Below are 21,471 nucleotides of genomic sequence, written 5' to 3' on the forward strand. Positions count from 1 at the left end.
ATTGAGAAGTCACTGAAGGTTCAGGCAGAAAACCGAAACGGGTGGCGGGACGTCGGCCAGGCGAGCCGCAACAGCAGGCAGCCCGCCTGAATAAAAAAATACCGCGGATTTTTAAGCGTGAGGGCCAGGGAACGGCCCGGCGTTGCAGAAAACCGGTTTGTCTGGAGCAGAGTCAGGAGAGAAAAATTTAAACCACATAATGCCAGACGGATTTTGGCACGCAGCCAAGATCGAACAGACGGCCACCGGATGCCAGTTCAGCACGGCGATGGTCGGCGGCGCGATACATATCCATAATCTCTTTACTGTCCGTCAGGGAATAATTGAGATGGTCAAAAAGTTTCTCCAGCGTATCCAGAGAACTCACTTTGCGAAATTTCAACAGATAATCTTGAACTGTCATGGTTGCCATTATGTAAGAATTACGAGGTTTTAGTATATGACCAGGCGGCATGCTGTCTATAGTAGAAAATGCAAAATAGCAGTAAATTCAGAATAAAGAGTAAGGTATTTCCGTATTTTCATACCCGCTTTTGTCGACTTTAAATATCATTTACCCGTCAATTGTTATCGAATGGAAGCAATGTTAATTGTTGGTTGCATTTAATGTGTTCCGGCTCACAAATTAGCATTTTGCTTTCTGCCGTCCCCGCTTATCCGCCGTGACAGATAGTCACCCATTGCTTGTAATCGCTTTCATATTGCCGAGCGATAAGCGCTTATGTTTATTACATTTATTTAACAAGAAGGGCCAGCGGCCGCAGAGGTTTTATCCATATTCTTCAAACGCTTCGCGCAATGAGAATTTTATAAGCGCCTTTATTTGCTAAGTTTTGTGAGCATTGTCGAAAATGTTTTTTTGCGGCTGAGCCACGATTAGCCGGAAACACACTCCGGTTAATAACGCCCGTCAGAGGAACAGACATTATGTGGAAACGTTTACTTTTAACCACGCTTATCGGCGCAACGCTGAGCGGCACCGCCCTGGCGGAAAGCCTGACGGTGGGCTTTTCTCAGGTAGGTTCAGAATCGGGCTGGCGCGCGGCGGAAACCAGCATGGCGAAAAGCGAGGCGCAAAAGCGCGGTATTACGTTGAAGATCGCCGACGGCCAGCAAAAACAGGAAAACCAGATTAAAGCTGTACGATCCTTTATTGCTCAGGGGGTCGACGCTATTTTTATTGCGCCAGTAGTGCAGACAGGGTGGGAGCCGGTGCTGGAAGAGGCGAAGGAAGCAAAGATCCCGGTCTTTTTGCTGGACCGCGCCATCGTGGTCAAAGATAAATCGCTCTATATGTCCGTGGTGACGGCGGATAACGTGCTGGAAGGCAAGCTGATAGGCGACTGGCTGGTAAAAGAGCGCGCGGGCAAACCCTGTAACGTCGTAGAGCTGCAGGGAACCGTGGGTGCCAGCGTAGCAATAGATCGTAAAAAAGGTTTTGCCGAAGCTATCAGTAATGCGCCCGGTATTAAAATTGTCCGCTCACAGTCAGGCGATTTTACCCGCAGCAAAGGTAAAGAGGTGATGGAAAGCTTTATCAAGGCGGAAAATAACGGCAAAAATATCTGCATGGTTTATGCCCATAATGACGATATGGCCATCGGCGCGATTCAGGCTATTAAAGAAGCCGGATTAAAACCGGGTAAAGATATTCTTACCGGCTCTATCGACGGCGTACCGGATATTTATAAAGCCATGCTGGCCGGTGAAGCCAATGCCAACGTTGAGCTGACGCCAGATATGGCCGGCCCGGCCTTTGACGCGCTGGATAAATTCCGCAAAGACGGCACCATGCCGCCAAAAATCATTAAAACCGAATCGAGACTTTTCCTTCCGGCCGACGCGCAGGCGCAGCTGGATAAGAAAAAGGGCATGGGCTACTGATCATCTGCCGCCCGCTGGCCGGGCGGTTTCTCTTCGGCGAGGCCGCAACATGACCATCTCTTCTCTCTCTGCGCCGCTGCTCAGCATCAGCGGTTTAAGTAAAAGCTTTCCCGGCGTTAAGGCGCTTGATAACGTTTCGCTTTCTGTGCAAAGCGGCGAAATCATGGCGCTGCTGGGCGAAAACGGCGCGGGAAAATCAACGCTAATTAAAGTACTGACCGGCGTTTACCGACGCGATGCCGGGACGCTTTCGCTGGCCGGTAAGGCTATCGATCCGCACAGCACGGCTGAAGCCCAGCGCGCCGGTATCGGCACCGTTTATCAGGAAGTGAACTTACTGCCCAATATGTCGGTGGCGGATAACCTGTTTATCGGCCGGGAACCGCGACGGCTGGGGATGATCGATCGCCGTACGCTCGTTAAAAATGCCCGTGAGCTGTTGCGCAATTACGGCTTTGAGCTGGACGTGACGCGGCCGCTTGGCCACTATTCGGTCGCCATGCAGCAGATTATCGCTATCTGCCGCGCGGTCGACCTGTCGGCGCAAATCCTGATCCTGGATGAGCCAACCGCCAGTCTGGACGCCAGCGAGGTAGAAATGCTGTTTACGCTGATGCGTCAGCTTAAAGCGCGCGGCATGGGGCTGATTTTTGTCACCCACTTTCTGGATCAGGTTTATAAAATCAGCGACCGCATTACCGTATTACGCAACGGCCAGTTTATCGCCACGCGTGAAACCCACGATCTGCCGCAAATTGAACTGATTAAGCTGATGCTGGGACGTGAACTGCTGGAGACAGCGCTACAGCGTGCGGGCAGCACTTTAAAAAGTGACCAGCCGGTGGTGGAATTCAAAGACTACGGCAGAAAAGGGACGATAGAGCCTTTCAGCCTTAGCGTTCGTCCGGGGGAAGCCGTGGGCCTGGCCGGTTTACTGGGGTCTGGCCGTACGGAAACCGCAGAACTGCTGTTTGGCATTAAGAGCGCCGACAGCGGCAGCGCTTTTATTCGCGGAAAAAAACGCGCCATCCGCACGCCCGCGCAGGCTTCGCGCGCCGGTATGGGCTTTTGCCCGGAGGATCGTAAAACCGACGGCATTATCGGCGCGGCCTCCGTACAGGAAAATATTATTCTGGCGCTTCAGGCGCAGCGCGGCTGGCTGAGGCCGATTAGCAAACGAGAGCAGCAGCAGATAGCCGACCGCTATATCAAAAGCTTAGGCATCCGCACGCCGCACGCCGGGCAGCCGGTTGAACTGCTTTCCGGCGGCAATCAGCAGAAGGTGCTGCTGTCGCGCTGGCTGGTGACCAAACCGCAGTTTTTGATCCTCGACGAGCCAACCCGCGGCATTGACGTGGGCGCGCATGCCGAAATTATTCGCCTGATTGAAACGCTCTGCGCCGATGGCCTGGCGCTGCTGGTGATCTCTTCCGAACTGGAAGAGCTGGTTGGCTACGCGGACAGGGTAATTATCCTGCGCGACCGTCGCCAGATAACGGAAATTCCGCTGGCATCGCTTTCGGTTTCGGCCGTGGTGAAAGCCATAGCGGCGGGAGGCGCAAATGCTTGAGACGCAGCTAATGAAAAAGAGTGCCGGACGGAAAAGATTACCGGGAATGCCGCAGATTGCCGCACTGGTTCTGGTGCTGATTGTCGACAGCCTGGTGGCCCATAACTTTTTTGCCGTGCATTTACAGGACGGCAGATTGTTCGGTAGCCCCATCGATATTCTTAACCGCGCGGCGCCGGTGGCGTTGCTGTCAATAGGCATGACGCTGGTTATCGCCACGGGCGGCATCGATCTTTCGGTCGGCGCGGTAATGGCGATTGCTGGCGCAACGGCGGCCACGCTGGCGGTTTCCGGCCACGGCCTGGCGACTATCATTCTGGCTACCTTAGGCAGCGGCCTGCTGTGTGGTTTATGGAACGGCGTGCTGGTGGCGCTGCTGAAGATCCAGCCTTTTGTGGCAACGCTGATCCTGATGGTGGCGGGGCGCGGCATTGCGCAGCTGATTACCCAGGGACAGATTGTCACCTTTGACAATGCGGCGCTGGCCACGCTGGGCAGCGGCACGCTTGCGCTGATGCCGGTGCCGGTGTGGCTGACGCTGGCGATGGTGCTGCTGGTCTGGCTGCTGGTGCGAAAAACGGCGCTTGGCCTGTTTATCGAAGCGGTCGGGATCAACCTGCGCGCTGCCCGCAATGCTGGCGTCAACGGCTGGGCCGTCGTGATGACGACCTATTTGATTAGCGGACTGTGTGCGGCGGTGGCCGGTCTGATAGTGGCGGCGGATATTCGCGGCGCGGATGCCAATAACGCCGGACTGTGGCTGGAGCTGGATGCCATCCTGGCGGTGGTTATTGGCGGCGCCTCCCTGATGGGCGGCCGCTTTAATCTGCTGCTGTCGCTGCTCGGCGCGCTGATTATTCAGGCGATGAATACCGGCATTTTGCTTTCCGGCTTTCCGCCAGAGCTGAATCAGGTAGTCAAAGCCGTGGTGGTCATGGCCGTGCTGCTGATCCAGTCGCCTGCTTTTCTACAACTTTTTAAACGAGGCCGCCCGTGATTAAACGCCATTTGCCGTTAACCATTACGCTGCTGGTTTTTGCAGCGGGCTATCTGTTTTGCCTGACGCAGTATGCCGGTTTTGCTTCCACACGCGTTATCGCCAATATCCTGACCGATAATGCTTTTCTGGGCATTATCGCCGTCGGCATGACTTTTGTGATCCTGTCCGGCGGCATCGACCTGTCGGTAGGCGCGGTGATCGCTTTTACCGGCGTCTTTCTGGCACGCGCTATCGGTGATTTTCATCTCGATCCCTGGCTGGCCTTTGCGCTGGTGATGGTGATGGGATCGGCCTTCGGCGCGCTGATGGGCTGGCTGATTGACGCGCTGAAAATACCGGCTTTTATTATCACCCTGGCCGGAATGTTTTTTCTGCGCGGCAGCAGCTATCTGGTGTCGGAAAGCTCGGTGCCGATCGACCATCCGCTCTACGGGACGCTCTCCTCGCTGGCCTGGAAAATTCCCGGCGGGGGGCGGCTTAGCCTGCTGGCTGTCATCATGCTGCTGGTGGTGATCGTGGGCATGGTTCTGGCACACCGTACCCGCTTTGGCAATCAGGTTTATGCTATTGGCGGCAATACGACTTCTGCACGGCTGATGGGCATTTCGACGCGCAGCACCACGATACGCATCTATATGCTTTCCTCGGCGCTGGCAACGCTGGCGGGTATTGTTTTTTCTGTCTATACCTCGGCCGGGTACGCGCTGGCGGGCATGGGCGTAGAGCTGGACGCCATCGCTTCGGTCGTTATCGGCGGCACGCTGCTTTCCGGCGGGGTGGGTACGGTACTCGGTACGCTGTTCGGAGTATTGATTCAGGGACTGATCCAGACCTGGATCAACTTTGACGGCACGCTCAGCTCCTGGTGGACCAAAATTGCCATCGGCATTCTGCTGTTCGCCTTTATCGCGCTGCAAAAACTCTTTACGGTAATCTGGGATCGCCAGCAGAACGCACCGGTAAGACGTCTGGGCTAGCGCGAAATTTTATATTCGGCTTTGCCTTCGGCAGTTTTACTTGCCCGAGATAATAAGAAGAAGGTCATTCTCGTCAGTATCTTTAATACGGGAATGAAAGAAAGAAGCGTAATGGGGGGATTTCTATGGCTGCGGTGTTATAGCATGAGGCTCAAACTTCTTTAGCAAACTAAGCCGCCGCGTTAACCGCGGCAGCTTCCGTCTGTTCGAACCCGCGTCTAACGCTGATTCAGCCGGTAATAAGCCTCGTTCCAGCGCAGCGCGTCTTTGAAGCCGTGCAGCGTGGTTTCTTCATCAATCACTACCACTTCGATACCGTGCATTTCACCATACTGGCGCATATCGTCCACCGTCAGGGCCTGGCTGAATACCGTATGGTGCGCGCCGCCGCCCAAAATCCAGGCTTCTGAGGCGGTAGCCAGCGATGGCTGCGCGCGCCACAGTGCACGGGCAACCGGCAGTTTAGGCAGCGGCTGCGGCTGTTCCACCGCGTCCACCGCGTTGACCAGCAGGCGGAAGCGGTCGCCCATGTCGATAACGCTGGCGTTTACCGCGCGGCCGGCTGGCGTAGAGAAAATCATGCGTGCCGGATCCGCTTTGCCGCCGATGCCCAGATACTGTACATCAATCAGTGGACGCGCTTCGCGGGCGATAGAAGGGCAAACCTCCAGCATGTGCGATCCCAGCACCAGCTCGTTACCTGGCGAGAAGTGATAGGTGTAATCCTCCATAAAAGAGGTACCGCCCGGTAAGCCGGTCGCCATTACTTTGAAAATATGCAGCAGCGCGGCGGTTTTCCAGTCGCCTTCACCGGCAAAGCCGTAGCCCTGGCCCATCAGGCGCTGTACCGCCAGGCCCGGCAGCTGCGTCATGCCGTGCAGGGTCTGGAAGTTGGTCGTAAACGCCATGCAGCCTTCAGCCTGTAAAAAGCTTTTCAGGCCCAGCTCAATTTTGGCCGCATCCAGCACGTTCTGCCGCTTATCGCCGTTAACCGCGGCCGCAGGCGTGAAGTCGTACAGGCTTTCATATTCATCGACCAGAGCGTTGACGTCGCCATCGCTGATGCCGTTAATGACCTCAACCAGATCGCCCACGCCCCAGCCGTTGACGGCGTAGCCAAACTGAATCTGCGCCGCTACCTTATCACCTTCCGTTACCGCCACTTCCCGCATGTTATCGCCAAAGCGGGCAACCTTCAGCTGTGCGCTGGCCTGTTTAGCGGCGGCGGCGCGCATCCATTTACCTATGCGCTCTTGCGCGGTTTTGTCCTGCCAGTGGCCGGTAATGACGCTGTGTGGCAGCCGCATCCGCGCGCCGATAAAGCCGAACTCCCGGCCGCCGTGCGCCGTCTGGTTCAGGTTCATAAAGTCCATATCCATGCTGTCCCACGGGATCTCCGCGTTAAACTGGGTATGGAACTGCAACAGCGGCTTGTTCAGCACCGACAGGCCGCCAATCCACATTTTGGCGGGCGAAAAGGTGTGCAGCCAGGTAATAATCCCCAGGCACTCTTCGGCATAATTGGCCTCGCGGCAGAGCGCCAGCGCCTCGTCCGGGCTTTTTACCAGCGGCTTCAGCTGTAGCCGGAAAGGCAGATTGCCTTGCTGGTTAAGCCCGTCCACTACCTGCTGTGCGTGCTGCTCCACCTGACGAAGCGTTTCCGCGCCGTACAGATGCTGAGTACCAATAACAAACCAGACGCTGAGCGCGTTGAGCTGAGCCATAATTTCTCCTTAACTGTTGAGCTGGCGCGGGGCGAACTGCGGTTCGGCCACTTCGCACCATTGAAGGTAACGCTGATAGAGCTGCTGATAGCGCTCGACGCGGCTGGCGTCAGGCTGCAGCGTAACGGCAATCGGGCTGGCCATTTTTTGCTGGGCGGCGGGTACGTCGGCATAGACGCCAGCGGCCACGGCGGCAAAAATGGCGGCGCCAAGCGCACAGCATTCATCTGAGGTGACGATATCCAGCGGGCGGTTCATCACGTCGCAGCAAACCTGCATGATGGCCGGGGACTTACGGGCAATACCGCCCAGCGTCAGGATGTTTTCTACCGGAATAGACTGACGCTCAAAACATTCCATAATGGCGCGTGCGCCAAAGGCGGTCGCGGCGATAAAGCCGCCAAACAGCGTCGGCGCATCGGTACCCAGATTTAAATCGGTAATCACACCCTGGAGGCGCTGGTTAGCGAAAGGGGTGCGGCGACCGTTAAACCAGTCGAGCACTACCGGCAAATGGTCTAACTGCGGATCGGCTGCCCAGGCTTTGGTCAGCTCGTTAAGTAAATTTTTCTGCACGTTTTGCAGCTCCTGCTGCAAATGCGGCTGCTGCGCGGCGGCCTGCACCAGCGGCCAGCTAAGCAGACGGCTGAACCAGGCATACATATCGCCAAAGGCCGACTGGCCCGCCTCCAGACCGATCATGTCCGGCACGACGCTGCCGTTAACCTGACCGCAGATCCCTTCAATAGCGCGATCGCCAACGCGTTCGACGTCGGCAATCAGGATGTCGCAGGTAGAAGTGCCGATGACTTTCACCAGCGTATAAGGCGTTGCGCCAGCGCCGACCGCGCCCATATGACAGTCGAACTCGCCGCCGGAGATCATGACGGTAGTCGGCAGGCCAAGGCGTGCCGCCCAGTCAGCGGTAATCTGGCCAACGGGCTGCTCGGCCGTCCAGGTTTCCGTGAACATGGGGGTATCAAGATGTTCCGTCAGTACCGGGTCCAGCGCGTTGAAAAATTCCGCGCCAGGCAGGCCACCCCAGGCGGGATGCCACAGTGATTTATGACCGGCGGCGCAGCGGCCCCGGCGAATGGCTTCAGGTTTGGTGGTGCCGCTAAGCAAAGCCGGTACCCAGTCACAAAGTTCTACCCATGAAACTGCCGCTTCGCGTACCGCACGATCTTCACGGCTGACGTGCAGGATTTTTGCCCAAAACCATTCAGAAGAGTAGATGCCGCCGATAAAGCGCGAATAGTCCTCAAATTTTCCGCTGTGGCACAGGGCAGTTATCTCCTCCGCTTCTTTTATTGCCGTGTGATCTTTCCACAAGACGAACATGGCGTTGGGGTTTTCGCTGAACTCAGGGCGCAGCGCCAGCACATTGCCGTCACGATCAATCGGCGCGGGTGTTGAGCCGGTGGAATCGACGCCGATACCAACAACGCTGGCACGCTGTGCGGGAGTTAATTTAGTGACAACGTCACGAATGGCCTGCTCAAAAGCGTCAATATAGTCCTGCGGATGGTGGCGGAACTGGTTAAGACGGCTCTGGCAATAATGTCCGGCCTGCCAGCGCGGGTAGGCAACCACGCCGGTTTGCAGCTCTTTGCCGCTGGCACACTCTACGGCCAGCGCGCGCACCGAATCACTGCCAAAGTCCAGACCTATGGTGATGGCTTCCAACTGCATTTTTCTCTCCAGGCGGTCAACAATGTTATGACTACCCTAAGAAATCGGCTGGCCAGGGGGTTAGGCTATGCCCGCTGCAAATATGTACTTTTCTGTCGTTAGCTGGCGATTTGTGACCGGCTTCAAATGTTTGATTTGTGTTAAATTTGCTAAATATATGGATCAATCTGCTAATAACTCAGGGTGTGATAACGCTCTCTATTTCTCCCTCTTTTTCGCTATACAACTAGCGCTACCCGGCGCAGATAAGATGTTGTCGCGCTGTACATACTGGCGTTTCTAAGCCGTAAGCCGTTACTGATACCGTTTACACTAAACCGCTAAAAAGCGGGCACTGAGCCGGAGAGCCTCATGCACAAAATCACTCAGGCGTTAGCCATCGCAGGCCTCGCCGCCGTTATGTCACATTCAGCTATTGCCGACACGATGAAACTGGGGTTTCTGGTAAAGCAGCCGGAAGAACCCTGGTTCCAGACCGAATGGAAATTTGCCGATAAAGCGGGCAAAGAAATGGGGTTTGAGGTAATTAAAATTGCTGTTCCCGACGGCGAAAAAACCCTGAACGCTATCGATAGTCTGGCGGCCAGCGGCGCGAAAGGTTTTGTTATCTGCACGCCCGATCCCAAACTGGGCTCCGCTATCGTTGCTAAAGCGCGCAGCTACGATCTCAAGGTTATCGCCGTGGACGATCAGTTTGTCACCGCCAAAGGCAAGCCGATGGATACCGTGCCGCTGGTGATGATGGCGGCGACAAAAATCGGCGAGCGTCAGGGCCAGGAACTCTATAAGGAGATGAAAAAGCGCGGCTGGGAAGTGAAAGATACCGGCGTAATGGCGATTACGGCCGACGAGCTGGACACCGCCCGTCGCCGTACCTCCGGCTCGATGGACGCGCTGAAAGCAGCAGGCTTCCCGGCGGCACAAATCTATAAAGTCCCGACCAAATCAAACGACATCCCCGGCGCTTTTGATGCCGGTAACTCGCTGCTGGTTCAGCATCCGCAGGTAAAACACTGGCTGATTGTCGGCATGAACGATAACACCGTGCTGGGCGGCGTGCGTGCGACTGAAGGCCAGGGCTTTAAAGCGCCGGACGTTATCGGCATTGGCATTAACGGTGTGGATGCGATTAGCGAACTGTCAAAAGGCCAGGCAACCGGCTTCTATGGTTCATTGCTGCCAAGCCCGGACGTGCACGGTTATAAAAGTATCCAGATGCTCTACAACTGGGTAACCAAAGACGCCGAGCCGCCGAAGTTCACCGAAGTGACCGACGTGGTGTTAATCACCCGCGACAACTTTAAAACCGAGCTGGCTAAAAAAGGCCTGATGTAGCAGAGCGGGGCCGTGCGCGGCCCCAACGCAACCCTTGTCGGAGTAACAACCATGCCATCTCCGTATCTGAGCTTTCACGGCATTGCCAAAAGCTTTCCCGGCGTAAAGGCGTTGACGGATATCAGTTTCGACTGTGAGGCCGGACAAATTCACGCGCTGATGGGCGAAAACGGCGCGGGAAAATCGACGCTGCTGAAAATCCTTAGCGGCAGCTATCAGCCAACCAGCGGCGAAATCCGCCTGAAAGGCCAGCCGGTTAACTTTAACAATACGCTCGACGCGCTGAACGCGGGCGTCGCTATCATCTACCAGGAACTGCATCTGGTGCCGGAAATGTCGATAGCGGAAAACATCTATCTCGGGCAGCTGCCGCAGCGCGCGGGCTTTGTGAACCGTTCATTGCTGCGTTACGAAGCCGGTCTCCAGCTGAAAAATTTAGGGATGGATATCAACCCCGATACGCCGCTGAAGTCGCTGTCGCTGGGCCAGTGGCAGATGGTTGAGATCGCCAAAGCGCTGGCAAGAAATGCCAAAGTTATTGCGTTTGACGAACCGACCAGTTCGCTCTCCGCCCGCGAAATTGAGCATCTGTTTCGCGTTATTCGCCAGCTGCGGGATGAAGGAAAGGTGGTGCTGTACGTTTCGCACCGTATGGAAGAGATTTTTGCGCTTAGCGACGCCATCACCGTATTTAAAGACGGCCGCTACGTGCGTACTTTCCAGGACGTGGCGTCAACCAGCCATGACCAGCTGGTGGCGGCCATGGTCGGACGCGATATTGGCGATATCTACGGCTACGCGCCGAGAAAAACCGGTGAAGTGCGTCTTGAGCTGGATAACGTGCAGGCGAAAGGCGTGCGTACGCCTGTTTCGCTGGAAGTACGCGCCGGTGAAATCGTCGGTCTTTTCGGGTTGGTTGGGGCGGGACGTAGCGAACTGCTGAAAGGGCTGTTTGGCGCCACGCGCATCAGCGGCGGCACCGTGCGGCTGGATGGCCAGGCGCTGACTATCCGTGAGCCTTCTGACGCTATTCGCGCCGGAGTACTGCTTTGCCCGGAAGATCGTAAAGCGGACGGCATCATCCCGGTGCATTCCGTGCGAGACAATATCAATATCAGCGCCCGTCGTAACAATTTGACGGCAGGGTGCCTGATTAATAACCAGTGGGAAAGTAACAACGCCGCCAGCCATATCCGTTCGCTTAATATCAAGACGCCTTCCGCCGATCAGCTGATTATGAACCTGTCCGGCGGCAACCAGCAGAAGGCAATCCTGGGACGCTGGCTGTCGGAAGAGATGAAGGTGATCCTGCTGGATGAGCCGACGCGCGGCATCGACGTCGGCGCGAAAAATGAAATTTACCGGTTGATCTATGCGCTGGCGGAGAAGGGCATTGCCGTGCTGTTCGCCTCCAGCGATCTGCCGGAAGTCATGGGGCTGGCCGACCGTATCCTGGTGATGCGCGAGGGTGCCATTGCCGGCGAGCTCAGCCATGACGAAGCGACCGAAGCCCTGACGCTGGGGCTTGCCATGCCAAAAACCACTCAGCATACCGCTGCCGCTTAATTTAAGGAGTAACCATGTCTATGACCTCTTCCGCTCCGCCGCCAGCAAAGCGCGTTAACCTGGGCCGCATCTGGGATAACTTCGGCATGCTGGTGGTGTTCGCCGTGCTGTTTATCGGCTGTACTCTCTTTGTGCCAAACTTTGGCACGCTGATTAATATGAAAGGGCTGGGCCTGGCGATGTCGATGTCCGGCATGGTCGCCTGCGGTATGCTGTTTTGCCTGGCCTCCGGGGATTTCGATCTCTCCGTGGCTTCGGTTATTGCCTGCGCGGGCGTCACTACCGCCGTGGTTATCAATATGACCGAAAGCCTGTGGATCGGCATCGCGGCCGGGCTACTGCTCGGTGTGGCCTGCGGTTTTATCAACGGTTTTGTGATTGCGAAGCTTAAGATTAATGCGCTGATCACCACGCTGGCAACCATGCAGATCGTGCGTGGTCTGGCCTATATTTTCTCTGACGGCAAAGCCGTAGGCATTGAGGACGAGCGCTTTTTCGCGCTGGGCTATGCTAACTGGCTGGGCGTGCCTGCGCCGGTCTGGCTGACCATCGGCACCATGCTCATCTTTGGCTTTTTGCTGAACAGAACCACCTTTGGCCGCAACACGCTGGCTATTGGCGGTAACGAAGAAGCGGCGCGGCTGGCTGGCGTGCCGGTGGTGCGCACGCGCATTATTATCTTTATTCTTTCCGGTCTGGTTTCGGCGGCCGCCGGGATTATTCTGGCTTCACGCATGACCAGCGGTCAGCCGATGACCTCGCTGGGCTATGAGCTGATCGTTATCTCGGCCTGCGTGCTGGGCGGCGTTTCGCTGAAGGGGGGCATCGGCAAAATTTCCTATGTTGTCGCGGGCGTCCTGATCCTCGGCACGGTAGAAAACGCCATGAATTTACTGAATATCTCGCCGTTTTCACAATATGTGGTACGTGGTCTGATACTGTTAGCGGCGGTGATTTTCGACCGCTACAAACAAAAAGCCAAAACGGCCTGAGGAGGCGTTATGTATCATCGTCTGGCGCCCGTTGCGCAGCCCAATCCGCTGCTGCCCGGCTATCCGTTTAACGCCTGGCTGGTCGCGGGACTCACGCCGATCAACGCTGGCGATCCGCTCGACTTTTTTATCGACCGCCCCAGCGGGATGAAAGGCTACATTATTAACCTGACTATTCGCGGGCGCGGCCAGGTTTTCAGCGGCGATGCGGCATTTGAATGCGAACCTGGCGATCTGCTGCTGTTTCAGCCAAAAACCTCACACTATTATGGCCGTTCACCGCAGAGCGACTGCTGGCACCATCGCTGGATCTACTTTCGGCCACGCGCCTACTGGAGCAGCTGGCTGGTCTGGCAGGACGAAGTGCAGGGCGTGGGCAGGCTCCGGCTACCGGAGCGGCTTTGGGGAGAGTTTGAGCGGCTGTTTACCACCATCGAGCAGACGCACACTTCCGGCAAGCGTTTTGCCGAGGAGCTGGCGATGAACCTGCTGGAAAGGCTGCTGCTACGCGCGGTAGAAGAAGATCCGCGCTCGCATCAGCAAATTCGCGATCCGCGCATTATCGAAGCCTGCCAGTACGTCACTAACAACCTGGCGGGCGAGCTGAAAATCGACGAGGTGGCGAACCACGTCTGCTTGTCGCCTTCGCGGCTGGCGCATCTTTTTCGCGAGCAGATGGGCATTAACCTGCTGCGCTGGCGTGAAGACCAGCGCATTATCCGCGCCAGGCTACTGCTGCAAACCACCCAGGAGCCTATCGCGACCGTAGGGCGTATTGTGGGCTATGACGATCAGCTCTATTTCTCCCGCGTGTTCCGCAAGCGCGTGGGCGTCAGCCCCAGTGATTTCCGCCGCCGTTCGCTGGATGCCGATACGCTGGTGACTCGCGAAAGCTGGGATCTGCTGCGCGCCAGTCAGTAACTATCTTTTAACATTCAGCACAATCCGGCTTGTCCTTACCCGGTCGATCGTCTTAAATCAATCGGGTAAAGACAAAAGGAGCTGCAATGAACGACACTATTCGTACTGGCCTGATCGGCTACGGCTTTGCCAGCAAAACTTTTCACGCGCCGTTGATTAACGGGACGCCGGGCCTGGAGCTGACGGCCATTTCCAGCAGCGACGCTGGCAAGGTACACGCCGACTGGCCTGCTGCTACCGTGGTGGCCGATCCGCAGGCGCTGTTCGACGACCCCTCGATCCAGCTTATTGTTATCCCCACACCAAACGACACGCATTTTCCACTGGCGAAAGCCGCCCTAAACGCGGGCAAACACGTGGTGGTAGACAAGCCGTTTACCGTGACGTTGTCACAGGCGCGCGAGCTGGAAGCGCTGGCGACGGCGAAGGGGCTGCTGCTGTCGGTCTTCCACAACCGCCGCTGGGACAGCGATTTCCTGACCTTAAAAGCGCTGCTGAACGAGGGCACGCTGGGCGAAATCCGCTATTTTGAATCGCACTTCGATCGCTTCCGTCCTGAAGTGCGCAACCGCTGGCGCGAGCAGAAAGGCGCAGGCAGCGGTATCTGGTACGATTTAGCGCCACATTTAATCGATCAGGCTTTACAGCTGTTCGGCTCGCCAGTGGCGATTAACGTGGATATGGCGGAACTGCGTCCCGGCGCGCAAACCACTGACTATTTTCACGCCGTGCTGACCTATCCAAAACGTCGCGTCGTGCTGCATGCCAGTATGCTGGTCGCTGCCGAGTCGCCGCGCTATCAGGTTCACGGCACGCGCGGCAGCTATGTGAAATTTGGTCTGGATCCGCAGGAGGATAGCCTGAAGGCAGGCGCGCGTCCGCCGCAGGAAGAGTGGGGCTACGATATGCGCGACGGCGTGGTCACGCTGGCAAACGGCGAGATGATGGCGGAAGAGACGCTGCTGACTACGCCAGGCAATTATCCGGCCTATTACGCCGGTATTCGCGATGCGATTAATGGCGACGGCGGAAACCCGGTCACGGCGCAGGAGGCGATTCAGGTAATGGAACTGATTGAGCTGGGGCTGCAATCGGCAGAAAAGCGCCAGACGCTGTCACTGAAATAGAAGAGTGCCCGACCGTGGTCGGGCACTCTGGACGATTGACAAACCCGAAGCGCGTTAGCCCTGGCAACTCAGCCATGGGCTGTTAATAGCCGTCAGGCCGCGACGCTGGCGCGAATCGCCGCTTTTTCTGCTTCGCTTAAGAAAGCAATTTTCAGACCGTTTTCCTGTGCGGTGCGGATTTGCTGCTGGCTGAGGCCCGCCTGCGGCGCGGCAATCTTATATTCATGCCCAATCTCAATGCCCTGTACGGCCGGATCGTCCGTGTTGATCGTGGCCAGAATGCCGTGATTGAGGAAGGTTGCCAGCGGATGATGCGGCAGTGAAGAGACGGTGCTGGTCTGAATATTTGACGTGAGGCAGGATTCAACACCAATCTGCTTGTCGGCCAGATAATCCATCAGCTTCGCATCTTCCACCGCCTTGACGCCGTGACCGATACGTTCTGCGCCCAACTCGTGGATCGCCTGCCAGATGCTTTCCGGGCCTGCGGCTTCGCCAGCGTGCACGGTAATGCGCAAACCGGCATCGCGCGCGCGGGTAAAGTGGCTCAGGAACTGGCTGCCGGGAAAGCCCAGCTCGTCACCGGCCAGATCCAGCGCGGTGATCCCTTCGCGGTGTGCCAGCAGCGCTTCCAGCTCCAGTAAACAGGCCTCTTCGCCAAAGGTACGGCTCATAATGCCAATCAGGCGCACGGTAATATTATGCTTTTCGCAACCGGCGCGGACGCCATCAATCACCGCTTCCACCACGCCCGCGATCGGCAGGTTGTGGGTCATCGCCATATAGCCCGGCGAGAAGCGCAGTTCGGCATAGTGAATACCGGCGCGGGCAGCATCTTCGACGTTTTCCTGCGCCACGCGGCGGCAGGCGTCCAGTGAGCCAAGCACCTTGACGCCCCAGTCGAGTTTCTGCAAAAAGCTGACCAGATCCGGCTCGTTTTTCATTACCTGAACGTGCGGCCTGAGCGTTTCCAGCGTGGTGGCGGGCAGCGTCAGGTTAAATTCACGGCCTAAATCAAGAATGGTTTGTGCACGAATGTTGCCGTCGAGATGACGGTGGATATCGGTAAGGGGGATGCGGGAATCAATCATGTCGGTGCACTCTGTCGTGGTTAAAGTGCAGAGTAGTATAAAAACATTTTGCGCAACTCCGCCAGCGAATTGCGCAACAGGCGGGTTAATCGGTGACTATTTATCCTGAAAGAGAGAAAGAAGGGCGTTTAAGAGGTTAAAAAACTGCACCGGCGAGGGACGTAACACCTTGTCGCCTGCCGGTTGCAGTTTATGCAGAGGGAAAATTTACTGCTGAACTGGAGCAGGAGCTGGAGTCGGCGCTGGCGCCTGTGCCTCACCGCCCAGCATATAGCGGCCCAGGAACTGCTCAAGCGTCATTTTTTCGCCGTTCATCGTCACCTGGCCAGAAGCGTACTGCAGGCTGGTAACGATATTGTTGTCCTCCTGCTTAGTCAGGCGGAACATCTGCCCCATCGCGGCCACGCCTTTCACCTGCTGATCGGCAAGCTTAGCGCCTACGTCCTGCTTATAGCCTTCCGCCATTGCCACGCGGGTCATGACCTCTGTTGCCATCGGCATAGAAACAGATAGCTTACCGTCCAGCGTCTTCAGCACGTTATCAACCGCCTGCGTCACGGTTTGCGGCTGCGCGGCACCTGCGGCCGGATCTTTAAAGTGAACGGAAAGGTTGAAACTGCTTTCACCCTTATCGTTTTTCCAGCTCAGTGGCGCAATGGTAACAACCGGATTACCTTTTAACAGCAGCGGCAGGTTAGCGCTTAATATGTCGTGGATGCGCTGCTGATAAAGCAGTGGGTTGCTGGCAAAGCCCGGCTCGTTAATCACCGCCTGAACCTGACGATTATAGTTGTCGGAGAACGCCTTCATGCCGTTGGCATCAAACTGGGAAAGCTTGAGCCCCAGCTTAACCTGACCAAAATTCTGATCCTGAATTTTCAGGGCGTTCAGCGTGTAATCGATATTGCCGGAAACCAGATCTTTCACGGTGTCAAAGGACGATTTTCCATTGATTCCTTCCATCACCACGGCCTGCTGACCATTGGCGGAGACGGTGAATTTTTGCAGGTCAAGGCCCTGATCGCCGATGCGCAGGCCCTGCGCGTTCAGGTGGGTATCGCCGCTGATTTTCAGTCCGTTAACGGTAAACATAATCGGGATGTTGAGCTGGTTGCGAGCCGTTAACACCAGGCTGTCCAGGTTGCCGTCGTAATCGACCTTATCGCCATTTTTATCCGCTTTGATGTGAACGGTGCCGCCATTGGAAGCAAAACGTTCGCCGGTCTGCGCGTTGTTATAATCCATCGGCAGCAGCGCAATGGCGGAAGCGGTCGCGCCGCTATAGCCCACGCGCGTATCGGCCTGGATGACCGACTGGCCTTTGGTCATGGCAAACAGTTTTTGTACCGCATCGGTATTTTCCAGCTGGGTGTGCACTGAGGCCAGAGAGGGGATCAGATTAAACTTTTTCAGCTGTGCGAAAGGGAAAGGGCCATGGTCGATTTTTTCGTTAAAGACCACGCTCTGGCCTGGCTTCAGTAACGCATTATCTTCCGTTTGTGAGCTGGACTGCAGAACCAGACGAACGGTGCTGCTGAACACGCCGCGATGCCAGTCCTGATAGCTCAGCTTAAGCCGGCTGTCTGGCGCTAGCGCATTCATTTGCGTATTCGCGTTTTGCACCAGCTGATCCATATTCTTTTCCAGCTGTTTACCGGTAAACCAGGCGGTTCCGGTCCAAATTACGCCCAGGGCGACAATGACGCCCACGGCTATTTTTGTTTTCTTCATCTGTAAAGTCGTCCTTTTGTAAGTCAGCGATGCCAATAACAGCATCCAGCCCAATCCGGCTATAAAAGCGTTTTAAGTTTAACAGGTTAATTATGATAGCAACTGCGGCTGTCGGCGTCAGCCGTAATCTGATTTACGACGCGGGTAACGCGAAAGGGTGAAATGGGGTAAGGACGCCCGGCGCGTTAAATGTTAAATTATTGTATGTCATACTGTAGCCCACAATCACTGCCCGGATGGGCAAGCGGGTTTAATTAACCATTAAAGGAGAAAGATATGGCCGCCAACCGCATTGAAAAAGATTCAATGGGTTCCATCGACGTTCCGGCTGATAAACTTTGGGGCGCACAGACGCAGCGCTCGCTGGAACATTTCCGTATCTCCAGCGAAAAAATGCCTGTTGAGCTGGTACACGCGCTGGCGTTGACCAAGCGTGCTGCGGCAAAGGTAAACAGCGATCTGGCGCTGCTGCCGAACGAGCGCGCTCAGGCGATTATTCAGGCCGCCGATGAAGTGCTGGCCAACAAACATACCGCAGAGTTCCCGCTGGCAATCTGGCAGACCGGTTCCGGCACGCAAACCAATATGAATATGAATGAAGTATTGGCTAACCGCGCCAGCGAAATTCTGGGCGGCGAGCGCGGCATGTCGCGTCTGGTGCACCCTAATGATGACGTTAACAAGAGCCAAAGCTCAAACGACGTTTTTCCTACCGCCATGCACGTTGCCGCCGTCATTGCACTGAAAGAGCATCTGATCCCACAGCTGCAGGTACTGCAGAAAACGCTGGATGAGAAAGCTGAAGCGTTTAAGGACATCGTTAAAATTGGCCGTACACATCTTCAGGATGCGACGCCGCTGACGCTGGGCCAGGAAATTTCAGGCTGGGTAGCCATGCTGAAGCATAACCTGATCCATATTGAGCAGAGTATTCCGCACGTTGCAGAACTGGCGCTGGGCGGTACGGCTGTAGGTACAGGCCTGAATACACATCCTGAATATGCTGTACGCGTGGCAAAAGAGCTGGCGGAACTGACCAGCCAGCCTTTTGTTACTTCGCCAAACAAGTTTGAAGCGCTGGCGACCTGTGACGCGCTGGTTCATGCTCACGGGGCACTAAAAGGCCTGGCGGCTTCATTAATGAAAATTGCTAACGACGTGCGCTGGCTCTCTTCCGGCCCCCGCTGTGGTATTGGCGAAATATCTATTCCTGAAAATGAGCCGGGTAGCTCAATTATGCCGGGTAAAGTTAACCCGACGCAGTGTGAAGCAATGACCATGCTGTGTTGCCAGGTGATGGGCAATGACGTCGCCGTCAATATGGGTGGCGCTTCCGGTAATTTTGAACTGAACGTTTATCGCCCGATGATTATTCATAATTTCCTGCAGTCCGTGCGTATGCTGGCCGACGGGATGGACAGTTTTAATCATCATTGTGCGGTAGGTATTGAACCGAACCACGATCGTATTTCACAACTGCTTAATGAGTCACTGATGCTGGTGACGGCGTTAAATACCCATATCGGCTACGATAAAGCGGCCGAAATTGCTAAGAAAGCGCATAAGGAAGGTTTGACGCTAAAAGCTTCGGCGCTGAAGCTGGGCTATCTTAACGAAGAAGAGTTTGACCGCTGGGTACGTCCGGAAGATATGGTTGGCAGTATGAAATCGTAATCCTGCCAAAAAAGAAAAAGAGCGGCGTTCTGGCCGCTCTTTTTTTTGTTCTGCGTCAGGCCAGTCGGTCACTGTAGAGATGCAGGCGGGGAATAAGCGAAAAAAGCCTGGCCGCTTCCGGCTTAAAACGATGCACAACTTTACCTGCATCGTAATTTAATAATTCCCCCAGCTTAGGCACGGATAAAGCATCCTGGCAAAGCACCAATAAAGGAGAAGGGCAGGCAAGCTGAGTTTGTTTTTGCTGCTGCTTATTCCATACGCGGGCAATCGGCTGAACCTTAACGGGCCGCTTAATTTTTAGCTTAGCCGTAGCGGGAAGCGAATTAAGCATGGCTATTTCATCCTGCAATTTTTCACCCCACTGTTCGCGGGTCCAGGGAGCCATCGCTCGTCCGGCGCGCAGGCTTTTTTTCAGCTTATCGATAATCTCATCACGGCTGACATTTTTAATAATGTGCTTATTTGCCCAGCCAAAACGTACGGAGTCGGGCGCGTCAAGCAAGGTTACGGAACGGTAAGCATTAAGCGTAATAAGCCCGCGCAAATGGCTGTGAACAAATTCAAAGCGCTCTTCGCTGGGCACGCCTGATTCAACGGTAATAATCTGCTCCAGCCGTTGCTTAAGCGTATTCACCAGGCTTACCTGCTGCTGGATCGCTTCGGCTTCCTGCGGCGTGGCTTCCAGGCAGATTGCGCCAGGCAGGCGTACCGCAGCTTTAGTGCTGACGGTTTCTGACTGATGCTGCATATAAAGACGGCCGTAGTGGGCAAGCGCCATTGCAAGAGCGGGTTTAGCAAGATGCTGCACGACGGCAATTTCAGTTACCGGATCGTGCTCCTGACCTTTTTGAATAAGCGGAAGTTCAAACACGCGCGCGGCCAGTAGACGCTGCGCAGCCAGTCGGCTAGTCAGCTCGTTCAGAGCGGCCTGCAGATCTCCGGCGGTACGATGAAGGTTTTCAACGGCTTCGTAGCGGCTCATACATCATCCTTAATTACAACATACCTGTAATCGTAGCAGAAGAAAAAGCGCGAGAGAAGTAAGCGGAAATAAACAAAACGAGCGGCAAGAAGAGAGGGAAATAAAAAACGACCACGCCGAGAGTTCGGCGTGGCTGAAGATTTAGATCAGAAAATCTTCCAGTTTTTTACCCTGATCCAGCGCCTGCTTAATCACCGCTGGCGTACGACCCTGGCCAGTCCAGGATTTCGTTTCGCCGTTTTCATCGGTGTATTGATATTTAGCAGGGCGTGGCGCGCGCTTAGCACGGGATTTGCCAGAGTTATTTTCAGCAGCGGTCAGCTCGCTTAAATCGATACCGTCGTCCAGCAGCATCTGACGATATTTAGCCAGCTTCTCTTCTTTTTCTTTGATTTCAGAAGCGATAGCGGCTTCGGCGTCACGGCGTTCGTTAACCACCGCTTCGAGTTTTTCCAGCATCTCTTCCAGTTCAGATAAAGAAACTTCACGAGCCTGCGCACGAAGAGTTCGAATGTTATTTAATACTTTCAGAGTTTCGCTCATAAAGGAATCCGTAGCGTTGAGTTAGTTTAAAAATTATCGGTGTATGTATCGTAGAACAGTGTACATAGAAATGCAGTAGTGCAAAACAGTAAATCTGAAAAAAATTGTTTATTGAGAGCCATTTTCTTTTTTTTTGCAAAATAATGCCGGGCACCAGCCTATATATTTCTTATCAATGAGAAAAATCTTAGCTTAATGTGCGACCTTTAAATTGACAAATGCATGCTGCTCTGTCGATGGCGATGATAAATTCAGCGAAAGCTATCGGGTTATAACTTATCTTCACTTTTTACGCTGCCGCATTTTTTCAGATGACGAAGCAGACTATTCCATCCATTAACACCTGACATGTACAAACTCAATAAAGTTTAAGTAAGAAAATCATTAAGCGTTTCTTTAGCCGTTTGTAGGATTTTTTTTGTCGTTATCCGGGGAACTTATTAATGGCAGGCGTGCCGGGTAAAGATAACAGTAAGAAGAAGGCGTTACAGATGTCGGTATATAGTTACAACATACTATTAAAACCAGCGTAGCATTGCGGTTAGCCCGAGCATTATTAAGCCACGAAGGTTGCGGTAATAACCTACTAAAAATGCTTTTTCTTCAGGAGGTTAAAGGACCCGCTTTTGTGAGTGACCTGTTGCTGTGCCAGAATAGAA

General features: G+C 54.9%; 17 protein-coding genes. 10 read left to right on the top strand and 7 right to left on the bottom strand.

From position 1 onward, the window contains the following. Nucleotides 1-187 precede the first annotated feature (187 nt). Nucleotides 188-403 carry a transcription modulator YdgT gene (gene ydgT / locus KUE00_RS08155; protein WP_246759234.1) on the bottom strand — a complete coding sequence of 72 codons (216 nt, stop codon included), beginning with the start codon at nt 401-403 and terminating at the stop codon, nt 188-190. Nucleotides 404-927: 524 nt separating this feature from the next. Between ydgT and ytfQ the strand changes: the two genes are divergently transcribed. From ytfQ to yjfF, 4 genes are read left to right on the top strand one after another with little or no spacing between them, the layout of a single operon-like run. Continuing rightward, nucleotides 928-1,884, top strand: a complete 957-nt coding sequence (gene ytfQ, locus KUE00_RS08160; protein WP_246759236.1) for a galactofuranose ABC transporter, galactofuranose-binding protein YtfQ — start codon at nt 928-930, stop codon at nt 1,882-1,884. A 49-nt stretch (nt 1,885-1,933) separates the two neighbouring features. Then, a complete protein-coding gene (locus tag KUE00_RS08165; protein ID WP_246759237.1) occupies nt 1,934-3,454 on the top strand; it encodes a sugar ABC transporter ATP-binding protein in 1,521 nt (506 codons plus the stop codon). Beyond that, entirely contained in the window at nt 3,447-4,451 is a 1,005-nt protein-coding gene (gene ytfT, locus KUE00_RS08170) for a galactofuranose ABC transporter, ATP-binding protein YtfT (RefSeq protein WP_246759238.1), read from the top strand. The genes KUE00_RS08165 and ytfT overlap by 8 nt, the downstream gene beginning before the upstream one ends. Further along, entirely contained in the window at nt 4,448-5,431 is a 984-nt protein-coding gene (gene yjfF, locus KUE00_RS08175; RefSeq protein ID WP_246759239.1) for a galactofuranose ABC transporter, permease protein YjfF, read from the top strand. The genes ytfT and yjfF overlap by 4 nt, the downstream gene beginning before the upstream one ends. A gap of 218 nt (nt 5,432-5,649) precedes the next feature. On the opposite strand, the gene araA is transcribed toward yjfF, so the two are convergent. Both araA and KUE00_RS08185 read right to left on the bottom strand, forming a co-directional pair. Next, nucleotides 5,650-7,155 carry an L-arabinose isomerase gene (araA, locus tag KUE00_RS08180; RefSeq protein WP_246759240.1) on the bottom strand — a complete coding sequence of 502 codons (1,506 nt, stop codon included), beginning with the start codon at nt 7,153-7,155 and terminating at the stop codon, nt 5,650-5,652. Between the two features lie 9 nt (nt 7,156-7,164). Next, on the bottom strand, nt 7,165-8,847 hold the full coding sequence (locus KUE00_RS08185) for a ribulokinase (protein ID WP_246759241.1): 1,683 nt from the start codon (nt 8,845-8,847) through the stop codon (nt 7,165-7,167). A 351-nt stretch (nt 8,848-9,198) separates the two neighbouring features. Here KUE00_RS08185 and KUE00_RS08190 point away from each other — a divergent pair, with 351 nt between their 5' ends. The 5 genes from KUE00_RS08190 to KUE00_RS08210 all read left to right on the top strand — a co-directional run bounded on the left by KUE00_RS08190 (nt 9,199) and on the right by KUE00_RS08210 (nt 14,788). Then, nucleotides 9,199-10,182 (top strand): arabinose ABC transporter substrate-binding protein, encoded by a 984-nt coding sequence (locus tag KUE00_RS08190; protein WP_246759242.1) that lies wholly within the window; start codon nt 9,199-9,201, stop codon nt 10,180-10,182. Nucleotides 10,183-10,233: 51 nt separating this feature from the next. Then, nucleotides 10,234-11,748: an L-arabinose ABC transporter ATP-binding protein AraG gene (gene araG, locus KUE00_RS08195; RefSeq protein ID WP_246759244.1), complete on the top strand. Its 1,515-nt coding sequence runs from the start codon at nt 10,234-10,236 to the stop codon at nt 11,746-11,748. 14 nt (nt 11,749-11,762) lie between these two features. Further along, nucleotides 11,763-12,740 (top strand): L-arabinose ABC transporter permease AraH, encoded by a 978-nt coding sequence (gene araH / locus KUE00_RS08200; RefSeq protein ID WP_246759245.1) that lies wholly within the window; start codon nt 11,763-11,765, stop codon nt 12,738-12,740. A gap of 9 nt (nt 12,741-12,749) precedes the next feature. Beyond that, nucleotides 12,750-13,661, top strand: coding sequence for an arabinose operon transcriptional regulator AraC (gene araC / locus KUE00_RS08205; protein ID WP_246759246.1), 912 nt, complete (start codon nt 12,750-12,752; stop codon nt 13,659-13,661). A gap of 86 nt (nt 13,662-13,747) precedes the next feature. Beyond that, nucleotides 13,748-14,788 (top strand): oxidoreductase, encoded by a 1,041-nt coding sequence (locus KUE00_RS08210; RefSeq protein ID WP_246759249.1) that lies wholly within the window; start codon nt 13,748-13,750, stop codon nt 14,786-14,788. A 92-nt stretch (nt 14,789-14,880) separates the two neighbouring features. Here the strand turns inward: KUE00_RS08210 and add are convergent, their stop codons facing one another. Together add and KUE00_RS08220 are read right to left on the bottom strand one after the other, a co-directional pair. Continuing rightward, nucleotides 14,881-15,879, bottom strand: coding sequence for an adenosine deaminase (gene add / locus KUE00_RS08215; RefSeq protein WP_246759250.1), 999 nt, complete (start codon nt 15,877-15,879; stop codon nt 14,881-14,883). Between the two features lie 207 nt (nt 15,880-16,086). Further along, complete coding sequence (locus KUE00_RS08220; protein ID WP_246759252.1) at nt 16,087-17,610, bottom strand: YdgA family protein; 1,524 nt, start codon at nt 17,608-17,610, stop codon at nt 16,087-16,089. Nucleotides 17,611-17,886: 276 nt separating this feature from the next. Between KUE00_RS08220 and fumC the strand changes: the two genes are divergently transcribed. Beyond that, nucleotides 17,887-19,284, top strand: a complete 1,398-nt coding sequence (gene fumC / locus KUE00_RS08225) for a class II fumarate hydratase (RefSeq protein ID WP_246759254.1) — start codon at nt 17,887-17,889, stop codon at nt 19,282-19,284. A 55-nt stretch (nt 19,285-19,339) separates the two neighbouring features. Here fumC and tus read toward each other — a convergent pair whose 3' ends face one another. Beyond that, the gene (tus, locus tag KUE00_RS08230) at nt 19,340-20,269 is read right to left on the bottom strand and encodes a DNA replication terminus site-binding protein (RefSeq protein WP_246759255.1); all 930 of its coding nucleotides are present in this window, start codon (nt 20,267-20,269) and stop codon (nt 19,340-19,342) included. Nucleotides 20,270-20,410: 141 nt separating this feature from the next. Further along, entirely contained in the window at nt 20,411-20,812 is a 402-nt protein-coding gene (locus KUE00_RS08235; protein WP_246759257.1) for an H-NS family histone-like protein, read from the bottom strand. Nucleotides 20,813-21,471: the final 659 nt, after the last annotated feature.

The organism is Erwinia phyllosphaerae, assembly GCF_019132875.1.
Lineage (GTDB): Bacteria > Pseudomonadota > Gammaproteobacteria > Enterobacterales > Enterobacteriaceae > Erwinia > Erwinia phyllosphaerae.